At 63.8% G+C, this 17,505-nt stretch carries 16 protein-coding genes and 1 pseudogene; 7 read left to right on the forward strand and 10 right to left on the reverse strand.

Annotated features, from left to right (window positions below; all coding sequences use genetic code 11):
- Positions 1 to 21: 21 nt before the first annotated feature.
- Genes ACTWPB_RS27115 through ACTWPB_RS27130 form a run of 4 tightly spaced genes read right to left on the reverse strand, consistent with a single transcriptional unit; the run spans position 22 to position 8,483 of the window.
- Positions 22 to 3,195 (reverse strand): type I restriction endonuclease subunit R, encoded by a 3,174-nt coding sequence (locus ACTWPB_RS27115; protein WP_446223321.1) that lies wholly within the window; start codon positions 3,193 to 3,195, stop codon positions 22 to 24.
- Between the two features lie 4 nt (positions 3,196 to 3,199).
- Entirely contained in the window at positions 3,200 to 4,492 is a 1,293-nt protein-coding gene (locus ACTWPB_RS27120) for a restriction endonuclease subunit S (RefSeq protein WP_446223322.1), read from the reverse strand.
- Complete coding sequence (locus ACTWPB_RS27125; protein ID WP_446223323.1) at positions 4,489 to 6,474, reverse strand: type I restriction-modification system subunit M; 1,986 nt, start codon at positions 6,472 to 6,474, stop codon at positions 4,489 to 4,491. The genes ACTWPB_RS27120 and ACTWPB_RS27125 overlap by 4 nt, the downstream gene beginning before the upstream one ends.
- Positions 6,471 to 8,483 carry an N-6 DNA methylase gene (locus ACTWPB_RS27130; protein WP_446223324.1) on the reverse strand — a complete coding sequence of 671 codons (2,013 nt, stop codon included), beginning with the start codon at positions 8,481 to 8,483 and terminating at the stop codon, positions 6,471 to 6,473. Before ACTWPB_RS27130 ends, ACTWPB_RS27125 begins: the two co-directional genes overlap by 4 nt.
- 229 nt (positions 8,484 to 8,712) lie before the next feature.
- On the opposite strand from ACTWPB_RS27130, the gene ACTWPB_RS27135 reads away from it, so the two are divergent.
- From ACTWPB_RS27135 to ACTWPB_RS27150, 4 genes are all read left to right on the forward strand, one after another.
- On the forward strand, positions 8,713 to 9,207 hold the full coding sequence (locus ACTWPB_RS27135) for a hypothetical protein (RefSeq protein ID WP_446223325.1): 495 nt from the start codon (positions 8,713 to 8,715) through the stop codon (positions 9,205 to 9,207).
- Between the two features lie 57 nt (positions 9,208 to 9,264).
- Complete coding sequence (locus ACTWPB_RS27140; protein ID WP_446223326.1) at positions 9,265 to 9,849, forward strand: exonuclease domain-containing protein; 585 nt, start codon at positions 9,265 to 9,267, stop codon at positions 9,847 to 9,849.
- A 206-nt stretch (positions 9,850 to 10,055) separates the two neighbouring features.
- Entirely contained in the window at positions 10,056 to 10,241 is a 186-nt protein-coding gene (locus ACTWPB_RS27145; RefSeq protein ID WP_446223327.1) for a hypothetical protein, read from the forward strand.
- Between the two features lie 389 nt (positions 10,242 to 10,630).
- The gene (locus tag ACTWPB_RS27150) at positions 10,631 to 10,834 is read left to right on the forward strand and encodes a calcium-binding protein (protein WP_446223328.1); all 204 of its coding nucleotides are present in this window, start codon (positions 10,631 to 10,633) and stop codon (positions 10,832 to 10,834) included.
- Between the two features lie 150 nt (positions 10,835 to 10,984).
- On the opposite strand, the gene ACTWPB_RS27155 is transcribed toward ACTWPB_RS27150, so the two are convergent.
- From ACTWPB_RS27155 to ACTWPB_RS27180, 6 genes and pseudogenes are all read right to left on the reverse strand, one after another.
- Positions 10,985 to 11,119, reverse strand: coding sequence for a zinc ribbon domain-containing protein (locus tag ACTWPB_RS27155; protein WP_446223329.1), 135 nt, complete (start codon positions 11,117 to 11,119; stop codon positions 10,985 to 10,987).
- A 61-nt stretch (positions 11,120 to 11,180) separates the two neighbouring features.
- Positions 11,181 to 11,786, reverse strand: a complete 606-nt coding sequence (locus tag ACTWPB_RS27160; protein WP_446223330.1) for an IS3 family transposase — start codon at positions 11,784 to 11,786, stop codon at positions 11,181 to 11,183.
- A 17-nt stretch (positions 11,787 to 11,803) separates the two neighbouring features.
- A pseudogene (locus ACTWPB_RS27165) lies at positions 11,804 to 12,043 on the reverse strand (IS3 family transposase); the annotation flags it as partial.
- Positions 12,040 to 12,324 carry a transposase gene (locus ACTWPB_RS27170; RefSeq protein WP_446223331.1) on the reverse strand — a complete coding sequence of 95 codons (285 nt, stop codon included), beginning with the start codon at positions 12,322 to 12,324 and terminating at the stop codon, positions 12,040 to 12,042. The gene ACTWPB_RS27170 and the pseudogene ACTWPB_RS27165, both read right to left, overlap by 4 nt.
- Positions 12,325 to 12,526: 202 nt before the next feature.
- On the reverse strand, positions 12,527 to 12,796 hold the full coding sequence (locus ACTWPB_RS27175) for a hypothetical protein (protein WP_446223332.1): 270 nt from the start codon (positions 12,794 to 12,796) through the stop codon (positions 12,527 to 12,529).
- A 115-nt stretch (positions 12,797 to 12,911) separates the two neighbouring features.
- Entirely contained in the window at positions 12,912 to 13,913 is a 1,002-nt protein-coding gene (locus ACTWPB_RS27180; protein ID WP_446223333.1) for an Rpn family recombination-promoting nuclease/putative transposase, read from the reverse strand.
- A gap of 681 nt (positions 13,914 to 14,594) precedes the next feature.
- On the opposite strand from ACTWPB_RS27180, the gene ACTWPB_RS27185 reads away from it, so the two are divergent.
- The 3 genes from ACTWPB_RS27185 to ACTWPB_RS27195 all read left to right on the forward strand — a co-directional run bounded on the left by ACTWPB_RS27185 (position 14,595) and on the right by ACTWPB_RS27195 (position 17,498).
- Positions 14,595 to 15,542, forward strand: coding sequence for a WD40/YVTN/BNR-like repeat-containing protein (locus tag ACTWPB_RS27185; protein WP_446223334.1), 948 nt, complete (start codon positions 14,595 to 14,597; stop codon positions 15,540 to 15,542).
- Positions 15,542 to 15,814, forward strand: a complete 273-nt coding sequence (locus ACTWPB_RS27190) for a MoaD/ThiS family protein (RefSeq protein ID WP_446223335.1) — start codon at positions 15,542 to 15,544, stop codon at positions 15,812 to 15,814. The genes ACTWPB_RS27185 and ACTWPB_RS27190 overlap by 1 nt, the downstream gene beginning before the upstream one ends.
- A 130-nt stretch (positions 15,815 to 15,944) precedes the next feature.
- Positions 15,945 to 17,498, forward strand: a complete 1,554-nt coding sequence (locus ACTWPB_RS27195) for a TIGR02677 family protein (RefSeq protein WP_446223336.1) — start codon at positions 15,945 to 15,947, stop codon at positions 17,496 to 17,498.
- Positions 17,499 to 17,505 lie beyond the last annotated feature (7 nt).

Genomic DNA, 17,505 nt, shown 5'->3' on the forward strand with positions numbered 1-17,505 from the left:
CCCCTGCTGCGTTATCGCGGCTCATGCCGCCCCTGTGTCACCATGTTGCCTTCTGATCATCCGCCACGCAGCCCGACCGAGCTGCCGGTCCAGTGTCGCCTTGAATTTCGGGTCGGATTTGCTGAAGTAGCGGTTGCCGAGGTCCACCTGGGTGGCGTAGTTATCGATCATCTTGTTCTCGAAGACTTCCTCGAACTTGCCTTGGAAGTCTTCTTCGTTGCTGTTGGCCAGGGCCGCGAGTTGCAGGTCGGGGTCGTCGAGCGCCTGCTGGAACGGTGCGGCGACGTCGGCCTCGGTGAACTCGGTGCCGAATCGCTCGTTGAACTGCGAGATCAGTTCCGAGAGCAGCGATTTCTCCGGTTCCTGCGCACCACCGGTGCCATCGCCGAATCCGGGCAGTGTCACCGCGCCGTCGGCGCTCAGACTCAGGTCGAGTTCGCCGGTCTTCTGCAGTTTCAGGTAGCTGAGATCGACCTCGCCGACATCCACACCACCGTCGGACCGCCGGGGCAGCACGTTGAGCAGGTGCTTGCCGTAGAGGTGGAGCAGTTCGAGGTCGATGTCGCGGTAGGGCACGATCTGGGCGAGGAACCCGTACTTGCGGACGTAGTCCTTCAGGTCGGACCGGAAGGTTTCGGCCTGGTCAATATCGTCTTCGTCGTCGCTGTGCAGCAGTTCGGCGAAGCGGTTCACCGCGGGAGCCAGGTGCACATACAGCTCGGCGTGCAGCTTCTGCCATTTCGCCTGCGAGCCGGCAGCCTTCTGTTCGGCCTGCAAATAGGCGTCGGCGAAGGCGCGCATCTCAACCTGCAGCAGGATCGGCGGGACCAGTACCTTGTCCTGCGCGAGGTAGAGCAGGTTCGGGTCGGTCGGCATCGACTCGGCCTGTTCGTAGTACGGCCGGAACGAATTCTGGATGTCCTCACCGTCGTTCACGAAGTCGAGGACCACCAGGTCGTCCTGCGTCTTGCGTTCCTGGGTGCGGTTGAGCCGCGAGAGCGTCTGCACCGCCGCGATGCCCTTGAGCGACTTGTTCACATACATGGTGGTGAGCAGCGGCTGATCGAACCCGGTCTGATACTTCTCGGCGACCACCAGGATGCGGTATTCCTGCTGGCCTTTGCCGCCGGAGCGGGTGGCGATGTCGTCGGCGCGGGTGTAACCGAAGGCCTTGGGCAGCTGGGCTTCGGACAGCCCGCCGTTCTCCTTCGATTCGCTCGTCTCCTCCCCCTCGTAATCGAGGGCGCCCGAGAAGGCCACGAGCACACCGAGATCCGGGTACTGCTTGCCGTAGCCGGTGAGGTCGAGGTGGTCGCGGATGGCGCGCGTCATCGCGACCGCGCTCTTGCGAGAGTCGGTGACCACCATGGCTTTCGCGCGACCGCCGAGCCGACCGCGGGTGTGGGCGATGAAATGTTCGACGATCACCTGCGCCTGCTGATGCACCGTCGACGGGTGGGTGACGGCGAACCGCGCCAGCAACGATTTCGCCTTCGCTTCGGGCACCTCGCGGTCGTCGGGGTTCTCGTTGACCAGACGGTAGAACGTCTTGTAGGTGGTGTAGTTGCGCAGCGGGTCGAGGATGAAGCCTTCCTCGATGGCTTGGCGCATCGAATAGGTGTGGAACGGCTGATATTTGTCGCCGACCAACGTGCCGAACGCCTCGAGCGTTTTGGCTTTCGGTGTCGCGGTGAACGCGAAGTAGGAGAGGTTGCCCGCCTGGCTGCGGTCCTCGGCTTTGCGCCGCAACCGTTCGTCCACCGACAGTTCGACAGAGCCCGAATCCTCGTCGTCAGCGTCGAGCCCCAGGTCGCGCAGCGCGGCCCGCACCGCCGTCGCCGCATCACCGGACTGTGAGGAGTGCGCCTCGTCCACGATGATCGCGAACCGACCACCCAGCAGTTCGGTCGGCGTGCGCTTCAGGTAGTCCAGCAGCGCGGGGAAGGTGTGCAAGGTGACCGTGATGATCTTCCCGGATTCCTGCGCGAGCGCTTTCGCGAGCTGCCCCGATTTGGCGCCCAGCTTCTCGTCGATCTTCACCACCAGACCGTGCACCCGTTCGAACCCGCCGACGGTTTCGCTCAGTTGGCTGTCCAAGTTGCGCCGGTCCGTGATCACGATGACCTTGTCGAATACCGTTGTGCCCGGCTGCAATCCGGCCGCGTGCGCCGCCGGATCGAGCTGGGCAGGGTCGGTCGGCGTGTGCAGATCGGTAAGGCGGTGCGCGAGCCAACCGATAGTGTTCGACTTCCCGGATCCGGCCGACGCCATCACCAGATAGTTGTGTCCCGCACCATGTTTCGCGGCATGGGCGGTGAGCTTCTTGACCACATCCCACTGGTGATAGCGCGGGAAGATCGTCGAGCGGGTCGATTTCCCCGACGGGCCCGACGAAGACTGGATGTGGACGAACCGTTCCAGCAGGTCCAGCCAGTTGTCCGGATGCCAGATCTGTTCCCACAGATACGCCGTCGCGTGCTTGCCGTCCACCGGACTCGGATTCCCCGCACCACCCGGCTGCCCCGGCCCCTCCGATCCGGTGTTCAACGGCAGGAACCGGGTGTTCTTGCCCTTCAACTGGGTGGTGACGAAGGCCAGCAGCGGGTCGACCGCGAAGTTCGCGATCACCCGCTGCCGGAAGATCAGCTCGCTCGGGTCGCGTTCCTCGCGGTACTGCTTCTTCGCGTCCTCGACCGTTTGGCCTGTGAGGGGGTTCTTCAACTCGGCGGTGGCGACCGGGATTCCGTTGAGCAGCAAGGCCAGATCGAGGCGGTTGCCCTTGTCAGCTAGCTTGGTGGCATACGGCAGCTCGCGCACCACCGTCAGCCGGTTCGCTCGGTAGCTGTCGAGGGCGTCGTCGGAAGTGACCAGGTTCGGCTTGAAATACGCCACCTGGATACGGACCCCATGATCCTTCACGCCCGACCGCAGAACTTCGATCAGGCCCTTCGAATTCAACTGCTGATCCAGAATCCGGGTGAAACCACGCTGGGCTTCATCGGCGTCCCCGCCGTAGTAGAGGACGAGATCATCCCACTCCGGCTGCTGGGTAGCGGAGATGAAGGTGAACAGTTCACCCATATCCAAACCCACGTCCGCGCGATACTCGTGCGGATTGCCCGCACGCCAACCGTTGTCGAGCATGGAGGCGACGATGGCGTCGCCGAAGACGAGTTCGCTGTGGACTGGACTCATGTGGTTATACCCCCTGGATGGTGTTTCTGCCGCTGGCGGTGGAAACGTCGAACTGGCCGGTTACTGCGGCGGTAATGAGCGCTTGGCGACGTTCATCGAGGAGATCCGTCTGCCGAACCAACAGCGCCTTCATCGATTCGTCACGCCGATGTGCAATATCTAACTCAGCAACGAGCGTTTCCTGCAAACTGGGATCAGGAAACGGGAACCGCTGCGGTTTCAGCTGTTCACGAGTCAAATGCGTTATCGTGCTTGTATTTCCCTGAACAGCGAATACTCCGAGTCGCTCCGCAACGAGCAAGCAGTAGTATAGCCAGCGCGACAGATCGTTTCCACGGGACCTAATTCGATGTAGCGCCTTTTGGTAGTACATCTCGGTGGTCGATCCATCCCAAATTGCCGCTCGACCTGGCCTACCGCCCTCGCAGACAAGCAAGTCCCCGAACCGAAGCCGATAGCGCTCCTGCTCCTCCGGAGGAAAATCCATATGGGCGAGGGTCTCCAGATCGAGACTATCCCACTGTACGTTCGCGACCCTGAGGTACGGCCGGAGATGCTCGCCTTCGACCCTGTCCTGGTTCAACATCTTGCCCAGTTCGACGTCAAATGAATAACTGACCGCAGCAATTCGCCAAGACTCTGGTACCGAGCCCAGCCACGGGATCCCGCTATCTTTCCTCCTACCACCCACTTCGCGCCCTCGAATGGCATCAAAAACACGGCTTATCTCCGCACTGTCGACTAGTGATAGCTGGTCTCGGCGAATGCGAATTATTTGGTCGATGCGGGAGGTTTCGGCGTCGAGGAAGTCGGCGATTCGGCGCTGCTCCTCCAATGGAGGCAGGTGGATCGGGAGAACACGAAGTTCGTCGTTGTCGATCTCCACTTGACTCGGTCGAACTCCGCGAGAGCGTGAATAATACTCCGTTGCATAGACCCCCGATCGGAGTAACCAGTTCAGGTATCCAGGGTCCTCACCATGGTTTGGCCGGAAACAGATATAGTGACCCGATACGATTCCTCTAAGAGGGGATATACCGACAGATCCCTGCCATGCCTTCATCCGATTAACTACAAACCATCCCGGATAAACCAGCTGGTAGATACTGCGATCCAGTGCAGCTTTGTTGAAATTGTCTTCGCGACCGTCACGCCGAACCACCCCGTGTTCGCGATAGACGCTGAGAAGATCCTCCTGCGGATGCCCGACATCCTTCATGCGTTCAAACATCGACCAGAGCGGCACGGTTCGCCAATCCGACGGCCAGCTGATGTATCCACTCTCCTTTGAACTCATTTAGTTACATCTCCCAGCAGCTTCTGAATTTCGACCTCAAGCGACTTCAACTCTGCATCAATCTCTGCCAACGGGCGGGGCGGCGTGTACGCGTAAAAGTGCCGCGTGAACGGGATCTCGTACCCGATCTTGGTCTTGCTGTGGTCGATCCACGCATCGGGCACATGCGGAAGAACTTCGCGCGTGAGGTACTCCTCGACATCCTCCTCGAGCGGAACGTTCTCGTAGTCACGCAGCTCCGCATCAGGTTCGGGCTCGCCCTTGATGAGCTGGACCTCCCCATCGGCATCGCGGATACCGACGGCGTCGCGAAGCACCTTGGCGAACGGCGCACCAGACGGCCAAGGCTCGCCAGCACCGACTACCGCATCCTTCAGCGTGTTGATAGCTTCGGTTTTGGTCTTCCATCCGGTCCCGACCAACGGCTGCAACAGTTTCCGGAAGACCTCGGTGTCGCTGTAGAGCTTCCCGATTGGCCCGAAGTTCTCGAGCTTATCGAGCGCCTCCTCGGCGAGCTCGAAGCGCAACTTCAGTGGCCGTTCGACGGTGATCCGCCGGTACCCGAAGTCGCTGTTGGCGAACACTTTCACCTTGCCGTACTGCGGGTGCTCCGGATCGGCTGCCGCATCGATGGCGTCGCGGTAGAGGACCGTGAGGTCCTCGATCTGCGAATCCGACACCCGCTTGCGCTTGTCGCCGAGCGACTTTCGCATCTTCTCGAAGTACTCCCGCGCATCCAGCAGCACCACCTTGCCCCGGTTCTCGGGAGCCTTACGGTTGGTGAGGATCCAGAAATACGTGGAGATCCCGGTGTTGTAGAACAGCTGATCCGGCAGTGCGACAACCGCTTCCAGCCAGTCGTTCTCGATGATCCACCGGCGGATATTGGATTCACCGGATTCGGCGGCCCCGGTAAACAGCGGTGACCCGTTGAAGACGATCGCGACCCGGCTACCACCAGCCGAGGCCGGGTTCATCTTGCTGAGCATGTGCTGCAGGAACAGCAGCGAACCATCGTTGATCCGGGGCAGCCCGGCGGCGAACCGGCCGGCGTCGCCGAGGCTCTTGTGCTCCCACTCGACAGCCTCCTTCACCTTCTTCCACTCCACACCGAACGGCGGGTTGGCCAGGAGGTAGTGGGCCTTGAGGTGCTGATGCCCGTCGTCGCTGAAGGAGTTGCCGAAGACAATATTGTCGGGGTTCTGGCCCTTGATCATCAGGTCGGAACGGCAGATCGCCCAGGCTTCGGGGTTGAGTTCCTGGCCGTAGACCTCCACGCGGGCTTGCGGATTGTTCTTGGTGATGTGTTCTTCGGCGGAGCTGAGCATGCCGCCGGTGCCGCAGGCAGGGTCAAGGACACGGCGGGTGACGCCAGGCATCCCGATCAGTTCCGCGTCGGGCGCGATGAGCAGATTCACCATCAGTTCGATCACTTCGCGCGGGGTGAAGTGTTCACCGGCGGTCTCGTTGGACTGTTCGGAGAAGCGGCGGATGAGCTCTTCGAAGATGTAGCCCATGTTGTGGTTGGAGACCACCTCGGGGCGCAGGTCGAGATCGGCGAATTTGCCGATCACCTTGTACAGCAGGTCAGCACTATCGAGTTTGCGGACCTGCTGGGCGAATTCGTACTTCTCCAGCACCTCGGCGGCGTTCGGAGAGAACCCGCCGAGATAGGTGAGCAGGTTCTTGGCGACGTGGTTGGGGTCGCCGAGCACCTTCTTCAGGCTCAGGTCGGTGGCGTTGTAGAACGCGGTGCCCGCGGCGCGGCGCAGGAACGGGTCGACGTCCACGTCGCCGCCGCTCATCTGCTGGGCGACGGCATGCACCTTCTCGCGGGTCGGTTCTAGCACACACTCCAACCGGCGTAGCACGGTGAACGGCAGGATCACCTTGCCGTAGTCGGATTGCTTGTAATCGCCGCGCAGCAGATCTGCGACCGACCACGCGTGGTTGGCCAGTTCGGAGTGCTTGTTGGTATTCACTTCCTACCTTTCTGGGGCTTCGGCTCCTCGGAGCCTGGGGTGTTCGGTGGTTCCAGTGCGCCGGCGGTGAGACCGGTGCCGAGCAGTCCCGCCAATTCGGTGACGGAGTCGGCGGCGCGGCGGGCGGTGACCCGCAGGTCGTGCAGGAGACGGAAGGCCGCGCCGTAACGCTGCTGCTGCGCCAGTGGGAGCAACGGTATGCGAATGCGGGTCGGGTCGTTGCGGATCGTGGTGCCCATGGTGGCGTGCGAGTTCTCGGGGCTACCGACGAACCCGGCGAGGAACCAGGGATCGAGGCGGGTCGGATCGGTGCGCAACACCATGAGCTGGGGGCCGACGACAGCGCCCACATCGGACTTTCCCGCTACCCTGGCGCGCACTGATTCCGATCGGCTTCCGGCGATCCGCGGAACCAGCACATCGTCGAGTTCGATGAGCTGGGTGGACAGTCGCGACTGCTCCCCCAGTACACCCGTCGGCTCGGTGCCGGTCACCACATCACGCGCCTCCAGGACCGGTCGCCCCGCGTCGGCACCGGTGGATCGGTCTTCGGACAGCGGCTGCGCTTGCAGTCGGCGTAGCGCGCCGCCCGCGGCCAGGTCGGCGAGGGTGGCAGTGCGCCACGTGGTGCTGTCGATCCGCTGCCAGTCGCCGAGTTCACTTGTCGCGCAGGCCAACTCGTCGACGCGCTCGGCCAGATTGACCTGCGCCGTCCGGGCTGTGTCGGCGAGACCGGCGGCGTCCAGGGCGGCTCGCACATACCTGGCGGGCGTGAGGTCGACCTCGTCGTCGAGCAGGTCCATCACCCGCACCGGCGTGGCCGCGTCATCGATCACCGCCGCGCCGGGCACGCCCTGCTCGAAGCCACGCCACGCATCGACGACAGCGTTGATGAGCAGATCCCAGTCGATCCGACCACGTTCCACGCCCGCGAGTAGGGAACAGTCTGCGAGCCACACCTCGTCCGGCGCGGGCAGCGCGGGGTCGGGACGCCGCAGCACCCACAATTGCAAACCGATATGCAGAGGCTGGGCTGCGCCGGGCGGCAGGGCGATCACCGAACGCAACGCTCCCGCCCGGAGCAGAGCCGCCCGGATACGCCGGCCGGAGGTCCGCATCGCCATCGCGGGCGGCAGCAGCAGCACCGCGATGCCACCGGGCCGCAGATGTGCCAGCGCATGCTGCACCCAGGCGAGCTCGGATTCGCTGCGCGGCGGCGGCCCGTACTCCCACCGGGGATCGAGTGCGAGGTCTTCCGAACCCCAATCACGTTGCCCATAAGGTGGATTGGTGAGGACCGCGTCGACGTGCAGGCCGGGGAAGCCGTCGTCGAACAGGCTGTCACCGGTGTGCACCGCCACCTCGGCGCCGGGGGCCAGTAGCCCGACCAGGACAGCCGTCCGCTCAGCTTGTACCGGCAACACGTCTTGCCCGTAGTACGCGTGCGCGCCGGTGCCGACGGCTTCGGCCAGCAGAGTCCCGCCACCGCAGGCGGGGTCGAGAATCGACCCGGGTGCCACTCCAGCCGCCCGAACGAGCTCGACCATCAGCCGGGCAATCGGTATCGGCGTCGAATACACCCCGGTTGTCGGCCCTTCCTCCAGTCCACGCTCGGACAGCGCGTCGAGCACCGCCCGCGGACCGGAATCCATGGCCAACGCCCGGATCGCCGCGCCGACGGCGGCTGGCACGCCCGGGAGTTCCACTGCGGCGCTCTCTGTTTCGAGTAGCTCCGGCAGCGCCACGATCAATCTCGGCACCTGTCCGGGAAGTACGTGCGTGCGCAGCATCGTCCGCAATCGCGCCGATGGCGTTTCCGCCGACTCGACCCCGTGCGCGTCGAGCCACCGCTGGACCTCGGTGAGGTCGAACAGTGGCCGCGACTCGCTGCCACCCGAGGCGGCCGGGAAGTTCGCATGCCTGCGTCGCCAGTTGCTCACGGTCGCGCGGGTGACACCAGCCAACCGGGAGATCTCCGCGGCGGTCACCAGCGGTGCGGTCTCCGACATAAGCCTCCTCCATCCCACATGTACACACTATGCGTTCCCATAGCTTTGCCTAGAGGCAAGCGGAAGTCAACTACCAATTGAGGATTGACAATGCTTTCACGCCATCGTAGTGTTCCGCTCAGGCCGATCGGCCGCACCGTCCACGAGTCACTGTGGGCGACAGGGGTTATCACGCATCGGATGCACGGCGACCGGCACCGCCACGTCGCACCGCTCGGGAAGGGGAGACATGGCTAGCCATCGAAAGCATCGCGGTCAACACCGTCCACACCGCACTACCCGTGAACTCACGGTGCGCAGCGGCGCCGACCTCCGGCGCCGGTACGCCGCAATCCCCACCACTCGGTGTGCCGGCGGAAAACGTCGGTATTTCAATCGCGGCGATGCCGAGCTCGTGCTGGCCAACCTCGGCCCGCAGCGCCAGGAGAAGCGGTCCTACGAGTGCCCCGGGTGCCACGGCTGGCACCTGACCAGTCAGACCCTGGACGAATACCGCAGGAGCCAGCTCGAACCGCGCCCCGCCAGCCTCCGGTTCGCCGGTATTCCGGCATCAGGGCAGGTGCCGAGCCCTGCCGAACTGGCCGCGCGATCGGCGGCGCGGCGAAGCACCGCGGTCCTGCCACCACATCCGGCGGGCCGGTCCTACTCAGACCACGGCGAACGTCGCCGTGCCCGGGCCTACGCCGTTGTCCGGTGGGCGCTGCGGGCACTGCGCGGTCGATAACCATCCCATTCCCCCTCGGCGGACCGAACCCCGCCTGCTCACCCGAAAGGAAATCGAGTGACCGACAACCTCTCCTTCGCGGCCTTCGATGTCGAGACCGCCAACCCCAAACACGGCAGCATCTGCGCTATCGGCGTCGCCGTCGTTCACAAAGGCGTTCGGGTAGCGACACATTCATGGTTGTGCCGCCCACCTGTGACGGTCGGCGAGTTCGCGCCCCGCAACATGGGAATCCACAAGATCACCCCGAGTACGGTGGCCGGGCAGCCCAGCTTCGCGCAGCGGCTGCCTGAAGTACTGGACACGATCGGCGAGCTTCCGGTGGTAGCGCACAACGCCGTCTTCGACATGGGAAACCTCAGCCGTGCTTGTGAATTCAGTGGCGCTATGTTGCCGGGATGGCAGTACGGGTGCACTTACGCATGGTCGAAGCGACAGCTGCTGCTCGGTGGCTACAAGCTCAATCAGGTCGCTGCGGCGCTCGGGATCACGCTCGACAACCACCACGAGGCCGGCGCCGACGCGGCCGCCGCTGCCGACATCGCGATCGCGCTGGCACGGATGGCCGGTGTACGCGATCTCGCGGATCTGGCGCGGTTCAACGGGACCCGCCTGACTCACCTCGGTGGAGTGCGGCGATGAACGATCCGATCGACACGCCGAAGGGACTCCCCGGGAACCCACCTGCGGTCCATCATTCGACCGCCCCGGTGGCAAACCCCTATCCGTCTCGTCAACCGGTCCCGCCTGCCACCCCACCCGCTCGACTGCGCCCGGTGCCGCCGCAATCCGCTCCACCGATACCCGATTATCACGCTGCGCCACAACCTGTTCCACACGTATACGGGATGCCGCCCGGCTACCCGATGCCGATCATCTCCGTCACCCAGAACAACGGGATCGGCGCGGGCCCGATCGTAGTCCGGCGCGGGGTCAATCACGGTCTGCATCTGGTGCTCACACTCGTCACGTGCGGACTGTGGCTGCCGATTTGGATCATCGTCGCCGTCCTCGACGCGATGAAACGACCGTGAGCACCCCGTTGGCCGGAGCATGTTCTCGGCGTCCAGTCGCCCTCGCAGAGGGCGGCATACACATCCAAGAGAAGGCAGAAGTCTTGATGAACTACCCATCCGCACAGTCGAATTCGATAGAACTGTTGGCAAGACTCGTTCGTGGGCTGGGATTCGGCGCCGTGGTCATGGTCGCTGTCGCCGGGTGCGGTGTGAGCGAAGGCACCGACACGGCGACTCCTACTGCCACATCGTCAGTTCGGGTGACAAGTGGTGCTCCGTCGGTCACGCCCACCCGGGTGGTGCCGACTACGACCGCAGTAGCGGCCGCGCCGACGACGACCGTTGTTCCGGTGGCACCACCCACTACCGCCGCTGCTCCTACCGTCCTCATGCCCGCAGTGGTGTGTATGAATCTGCAGGAGGCGCAGAACCGGATTCAAGCGGCCGGCGTCTTCTTCTCCCGCTCAACCGACGCGACCGGGAAAGGACGTGCCCAGATGCTGGACCGCAACTGGGTCGTGGTGGCGCAGAACCCGGCGCCGGACGTCCCGATCGGCGAGGGACAGGCCGTACTTTCGGTGGTGAAGTACGGCGAACCCAATCAATGCTGACCCGGCAGTTGGGGCTGTCCGCGGCCGCACACCATCGCGAATCGGAATCGGGTGTCCTTGACATCCTCCTCGACCTGAAGGTCAAGGATTCCTACCAGCGACCTACGGCCGCTCTCAGCGGGTTCCTGTTTCACCGGGACGTGCCTGCCGCTAAGCGGCAGGGCTTACCAGCCCTCCGCAGGCGTTTAACCTCTCGGCCTGCCCGGCCGCGAGAATATTCTTGGCCGCGTTCAGATCGCGGTCATGCGTGACACCACACGCGCAGGTCCACTCCCGCACATGCAACGGCTTCTTACCACCGAGACGGGACTGCCCCGGAATGAGTTGACTCGCGGGTTGTAGTGGTTCAGGCCGCGAGTGGGGCCTGGTTCAGAATCTCATACTCGACCGGAGTCAGTCGTGACAGGCCACGCTGACGGCGCCGCCGATGGTAGGTCCGCTCGATCCACGACACCATCGCCAGGCGGAGTTCTTCCTTTGTCGCCCAACGTTTTCGGTCTAACACATTGTGTTGTAGCAGCGCGAACCATGATTCCATCGCCGAGTTGTCCGCGCATGCGGCTACCCTGCCCATCGAGCCGCGTAATCCGTTGTGTGACAACAGATGCACGAACTTTCTGGAACGAAATTGGCTGCCTCTGTCCGAATGTACGATCGTGGCGGTCGGTGACCGTAGCCCGATCGCGTTGCGCAGCGCTGAACACGCGAGTTCGGCGGTCATTCGGTCGTCGATGCTGTAGCCGACGATGCGGTTGGACCACACGTCCTTGACTGCACAAATGTAGAGCTTGCCCTGGTCGGTGCGGTGTTCGGAGATGTCGGTTAGCCATAGCTGGTTGGGCCAGAGGCGGTGAAATCCCGCTGGACCAGGTCGTCGTGGACCGGCGGACCCGGCCGGGTGACCATGGCGCGTCGACGGGCGAAAGCGCTGTAGATCCCTTGCAGCGAGCACAGGCGTTGGACACGGTTTTCGCCGGCTTCGAAACCGAGGTCAGCGAGCTCGTCGGCGATGAACCGGTACCCGAACTCGGGATCATCGGCGTGGATATCGAGCGCGGCGTTGATCAAATGGGCGTCATCCCAATCGCGTTGGGACACGGGGTCTTTCACCCATTTGTAGAAAGCTTGTTTCGAGAATCCCAATACCCGGCAGGTCACCGCGACCGGGATGCGGTCAGCGGCTAGATCAAGGACCAGCGGATAGGTCATTTTGGGGGCAGCTCCCTGGCGAAGAACGCGGCCGCTCGTCGCAGGATCTCGTTTTCTTGTTCGAGCAGTTTGGTTCGTTTACGCAGTTCACGGAGCTCTTCGGTCTCGGCTGTGGTCAATCCTGGCCGGTTGCCGTCGGCGACGTCGGCCTTCTTGAGCCAGCCCGCGAGGCAGCTTTCCGAGATGCCGAAATCCTTCGCGATTTGCTTCAGCGGTGCTTGGCCCTTGCGGGCCACAGCGATGACGTCACGACGGAATTCGTCGGGGTAAGCCTTGGGCACGGTGGTTCATCCTCTCACGGAGGAGACTCGCTGGACTCCTCAGGGTAGGAGTCAACCAAACCCGGGGCAGTCCCGCCGGACCGATGCGAAATCTGCGTCGTCTCGGTCGGCAGCAAGCAGAGCGAATCCAGCGTGACAACTAGTGGCCCAATCCAGCACTATGCCGATCCAGCCCGCTCGGCGGACCTCCTGACCTCGGCGACTACGCGCGTTGGCTGACGATCGCGCTGCGCGCCCAGCACATCCGGTCGTACCCCGCGTGGGCACCACCCTCGTACTCGGTGCCGACCATGTCGTCGTGGAACCGCTCGGGCAGGCCCTCGCTGGCGAGCTCACCTCGAGCGCGAGCCTTCGCCCGCAATGCGTCGCCCTTGGCGAGCGCGGCCTGGGCTTCTGCGAGGAGGTCTGGATCTATCGACTCAGACGACTGCTCGAAGATCTTCCCGCCGATTTCGTACTTCTCGCCGGTCATCAACTACTTTATGGTCAGTCGCTACAACCTGCGAGAACGGGATCAGTCAGCGGCCGGGAAGGTAAACGGCCCGCACCCGAGGAACACAGGTGTGAACGCAGCGCGCCCGCCTGAGCTACGCGAACACTTCCGCCAACGAACCCGCGGTCAGCACCCGCCTGGCCCAGACGTGAAGTTCATCAGCATCAGCATCCTGAACCCGCTGAGTCACCCCGCTCGGCAACGAACCGAACTTGACAGTCAACTGCTCGACCAGCATCTCTACACGGCCCGCTGCGCGCCCACGCGCCTCTCCACGCGCCTCTCCGCGGGCCTCTCCACGCGCTTCCAATCGTTCCGCTGTGGTCATCACAACTTCCTTCGCTCGAGGACCGAGACGATCGGTCAAGGGCTGCAGATCAGTGACGCTCACATCGCCGACGATGAACAGATACGTCACCAAAATGTCGAACTCACGGGCGCCCGAAGGACCATCCAGCAGCGCCCGCAGCTCGTCAACCACCTCCATGATATCCGAGCCGAGGTGCGGATTACCTGGACCGATCTTGTGCATAATCAGCATCAACTTCGTCGCCGGGGTCACATCGCGCGCCCGCAACGCCGCCACATCCAGTGGGGCGACATCATCGAGAAGGAACTCGAACCGAGGCAGGTACCGAGACAGCAGGCCGCGGGCGGAGTCGTCGAGATCGATCAGGTCGCTGAGCTGGGTGGGGGCAATCCACCGCATACCGGTGTGGGTGCTGTGAACCACCATCGGGATGACGACAGGCAAAACCTGCGGCGTTGGATGCTCGTCCAGGTGTCGCCGCCAGATATTGAGTACGTAGCCGAGCATCCGGAATGCCATCAGTTGGTCACTGGACGACTGGTGCTCGATCAGAATGTAGAGGTATGCGCCACGGTCATCGATCGTGGTCCGGTAGAGGACATCGCTGTACTGAGACCGGAGGTCCTCGGTGATGAAGCTGCCCGGCACCAACACCATGCCGTCGAAATCGATGCGAGCGGCGAGGTCGGCATCGATGTTGACCCGGATCTCACTGGCCGCGTCGGCCGCACGACTGAGGACCTCACGAGCGTAGGCATCGTGCGGGTTCGACGGCTTCTTGGTCATAGCTGAAAGCTACTACTTGGGCCCGGCGCGGCGCCAATCAGATCCTGTTGCGCGGCAACACTGTTCAACGCTGCAACCCGTAAGGCCACCGAGGTTCCAGACAACTCGACCTCAGCACAAAATTTGTTGAGCGCGATCGAGTACGCCCGTTACGGCCGTTGGTGGCATCGATCGCAGTGACGAGCACGTAGGCCGTTGCGAAGAGCCCTCCCCCGAACACCGACAAGCCCGCCAGCAACGCACCCGCTGGACTCCACGTCCGACCCCCGCCCGAAAAACCGAGCGACCAGCTGATCCAGCCCGCAAGTAACCATCCCGCCCACGCGACGCACCACAGGACCGAGGCGCAGATACATCCACAGCAGGGTGGGGCGCCGCGACGCTCTACGCTGTCGATACCGAACGACTACGCGTCGACGTCGCACCGCGATTTCGGCCAGCCGCCTATCGCGGAACGATCTCGTTGGCTTGTCGGTAACGCGGCGTAGTCTCACGCATGTCAGCGTTGCCGTAACCACCCGGAGGTCCGCGATGGACGTGCTGCTCGGAATCGGAACACGTAAGGGATTGTTTCTGGCTCGCAGCCGGGACGGCCGAGCCACCTGGACGGTGTCGGCGCCACAGTTCCCGGTCGCCGATGTGAAAGCGTTGGCGATCGATACTCGGCGGGAGACGCCGCGAGTGCTCGCCGGGGTGTTGAACAGTCATTTCGGGCCGACGCTGGTGGTCAGCGACGATCTCGGGGAAACGTGGAGCGAGCCGGACGACGCACCGCTGGCATTTCCCGAGGACACCGGGGCTGCGCTGGGAGGCGTTTGGCAGATCGCACCGGCCACCGATGCCGAGCCAGATGTGGTCTATGCGGGCGTCGAGCCGTCGGCGCTGTTCCGGTCGGAGGATCGCGGACATACTTTTGAACTGGTCAGAGGCTTGTGGAATCACCCACATCGACCGGATTGGCAGCCAGGCGGTGGCGGGTTGGCTTTGCACACGGTTCTGCCGCACCCGGCCGATACACAGCGACTGGCGGTGGCCATGTCGACAGGCGGCGTGTACCAGACCTCCGATGGCGGCGACTCCTGGCGACCGACGAACAAGGGGGTCACCGCGGACTTCCTGCCCGGTGAGTTGCCGGAGTGGGGGCAGTGCGTGCACAAAATCGCCCGTGACGCCGAGACCCCCGACACGCTGTATCTCCAGAACCACGGCGGCGTGTTCCGCAGCACCGATGCGGGCCAGACCTGGCAGTCGATCGACGGCGCGCTACCGCCGTCGAACTTCGGCTTCCCGATCGTCGCGCACCCCCGCCGACCCGGAGTGATCTACACCTTCCCGCTTGTAGCGGACATGGATCGGTTTCGCTTTCCGCCCAATGCGACCTGCGCGATCTATCGCAGCGAGGACGGCGGCCAGACCTGGACCGCGCAGACCGACGGCCTCCCCGAAGTCCCATTCTGGGCAGCCGTGATGCGCGACGCCATGTGCGCTGACGACGCAGACCCGACCGGAATCTATTTCGGCACCCGCAACGGCGAGGTCTATTGCAGCCCAGACGAAGGCGATCGCTGGCAGCTCGTGGCCGACAAGCTGCCCGATGTGCTGTGCGTGCGCGCCGCGGTCATCGGATAATGGCCCGCGTATGCCTGCCGTCCATGCTCCGCACCTACGTCGACGGCATCAAGGAACTCGATATCGACGGAACCTCACTCCGACAGGTACTCGATGTTTTGCGTGAACGGTTCCCCAGTTTGGAACGCCGCCTCCGCGACGAACGTGGGGAACTGCGCCGGTACGTGAACTTCTACGTCGAGGGCGAAGAATGCCGGAACCTCGACGGCCAGGACACCCCGATCGGAACGGGCACCGAGGTCATGATTATTCCATCGGTCGCCGGCGGTTAGTCACTCCACACCGCAGGTCAGCAACCTGATCCCGCGATTCCTTCGACCATGCGACCAGGTCTTCTACGACCCCCGAATTTCTGTCACACCTACCCCGTAAACTTGCCGATCAGACGAGGGGAGGTGCACTGTGACGGACGGATCTGCACCGCGGCCTTTTGCCCATGTGCACGCCGCGAACTCCGCGCTGTATCGCGCGGTGATGGCGGCGTTCGCCGCGGCCAAGCGGCGATTCACCGTGCACCTTCGACCCGAGGACGTGCACACCGCCTTGCGTGCGGCGGATTTCGGGTGCGAGCAGCAGTCGCTGGTCGACGCGCTCGGCCAGCTGTGTGAGTGGGGCAATCTGCGAGCCGATCCGGATACCAGCCGGGTCACCACCGTCGAGGAGTTCCACCGGGCCCGGTTCCTGTATCAGCTCACCCGAGAGGGGGAGGCCGCCGAGCAAGCGCTCGCCGCTTACGACACGGCGTTGGGACGTCGGGGGGCGCTGCAGTCGGTGGCGTTGACCGACATCGTCACCCACCTGCGCGCGCTGCTGGCGCTTGTCGCGGATCCGGAGCCCGACGAAGCGCGCGCACACCTTTCGCTGATCGCACTCGCGGGCCGGTTCGCGGATCTGGCCGACAACGCTCAGGCGTTCATGGGTTCGCTGCAGAACGTCATCGATCTGCAGGACGCCGATATCGACGCTTTTCTGTCCTACAAGGACCGGCTGATCGAGTATCTGGAACGGTTTATCAAGGATCTGGTGGGCACCGGCGCCGAGATCGCTGGTCTGATCACCGAACTCGACGGGCATCGCGTCGATCTCCTCCTCGACCTGGCGGCCGGCCGTGAAGCCGCCGATGCCGCACCCGATGGCACCGACGACTACCGCGAACGGGCGCTGATCGTGCAACGCGATCTGTGGTCGGACCGCTGGGACGGGTTCCACGCCTGGTTCATCACCCGTGCCGGCCATACCAGCCAGGCAACGATGTTGCGCAATCAGGCGCGTTCGGCGGTGCCGCGCCTGCTGGCGGTGGTCGCAGCGCTCAACGACCGTCGGGCGGGCCGCTCGGATCGTTCCGCCGACTTCCGCACGCTGGCACTGTGGTTCGCCCAAGCTCCCGACGACGCGGCTCGACACGAGTTGTGGCGAGCCGCATTCGGATTACACTCATCGCGCCATCTCACGATCGACGCCGACACTATCGAGTCACGCGAAGACAATCCGGTACCGGCCGCGACGTCCTGGTCGGCAGCACCACCGATCGAGATCAGCCCGCGTCTGCGCAAAACCGGTTCCTACGAACGGCGGGGTCGCGCCAACAAGGTGGTCGATCGCAGCGCTGAGCGCCAATACCTGGCTGAGCTGGCCGCCAAGGAAGCCACCCAGACCCGCCTCGCACGGGCGGCGCTGGTAGCGAAAGCCGATACACCCGTGCGCCTTTCGGAGGTCGGCGCGCTCGACGAAGGCGCGTTCCGTTTGTTCCTCAACCTCCTCGGTGACGCGCTCGGCGCGAAGACACCCGGGCGCGCCGAGGTGAACACCACGACGTCGGACGGAAGCATCACGGTCCGACTGGTCGAATTGCCGGACGCGCAGGTAGCCGAAATCCACACCGACACCGGCGTTTTCCGCGGCCCCGATCATGTGCTGGAAATCCACGACCTCACCGATGAGGAGCCGCATCCGTGATGCCGCA

The organism is Nocardia sp. IBHARD005, from assembly GCF_052814245.1.

What these genes read in the sequence shown, in the direction of transcription:
- ACTWPB_RS27115 (WP_446223321.1), bottom strand. Translation starts at nt 3,195, where the DNA reads ATGAGTCCAGTCCACAGCGAACTCGTCTTCGGCGACGCCATCGTCGCC.
- ACTWPB_RS27120 (WP_446223322.1), bottom strand. Translation starts at nt 4,492, where the DNA reads ATGAGTTCAAAGGAGAGTGGATACATCAGCTGGCCGTCGGATTGGCGA.
- ACTWPB_RS27130 (WP_446223324.1), bottom strand. Translation starts at nt 8,483, where the DNA reads ATGTCGGAGACCGCACCGCTGGTGACCGCCGCGGAGATCTCCCGGTTG.
- ACTWPB_RS27135 (WP_446223325.1), top strand. Translation starts at nt 8,713, where the DNA reads ATGGCTAGCCATCGAAAGCATCGCGGTCAACACCGTCCACACCGCACT.
- ACTWPB_RS27145 (WP_446223327.1), top strand. Translation starts at nt 10,056, where the DNA reads ATGCCGCCCGGCTACCCGATGCCGATCATCTCCGTCACCCAGAACAAC.
- ACTWPB_RS27150 (WP_446223328.1), top strand. Translation starts at nt 10,631, where the DNA reads ATGAATCTGCAGGAGGCGCAGAACCGGATTCAAGCGGCCGGCGTCTTC.
- ACTWPB_RS27175 (WP_446223332.1), bottom strand. Translation starts at nt 12,796, where the DNA reads ATGACCGGCGAGAAGTACGAAATCGGCGGGAAGATCTTCGAGCAGTCG.
- ACTWPB_RS27180 (WP_446223333.1), bottom strand. Translation starts at nt 13,913, where the DNA reads ATGACCAAGAAGCCGTCGAACCCGCACGATGCCTACGCTCGTGAGGTC.
- ACTWPB_RS27190 (WP_446223335.1), top strand. Translation starts at nt 15,542, where the DNA reads ATGGCCCGCGTATGCCTGCCGTCCATGCTCCGCACCTACGTCGACGGC.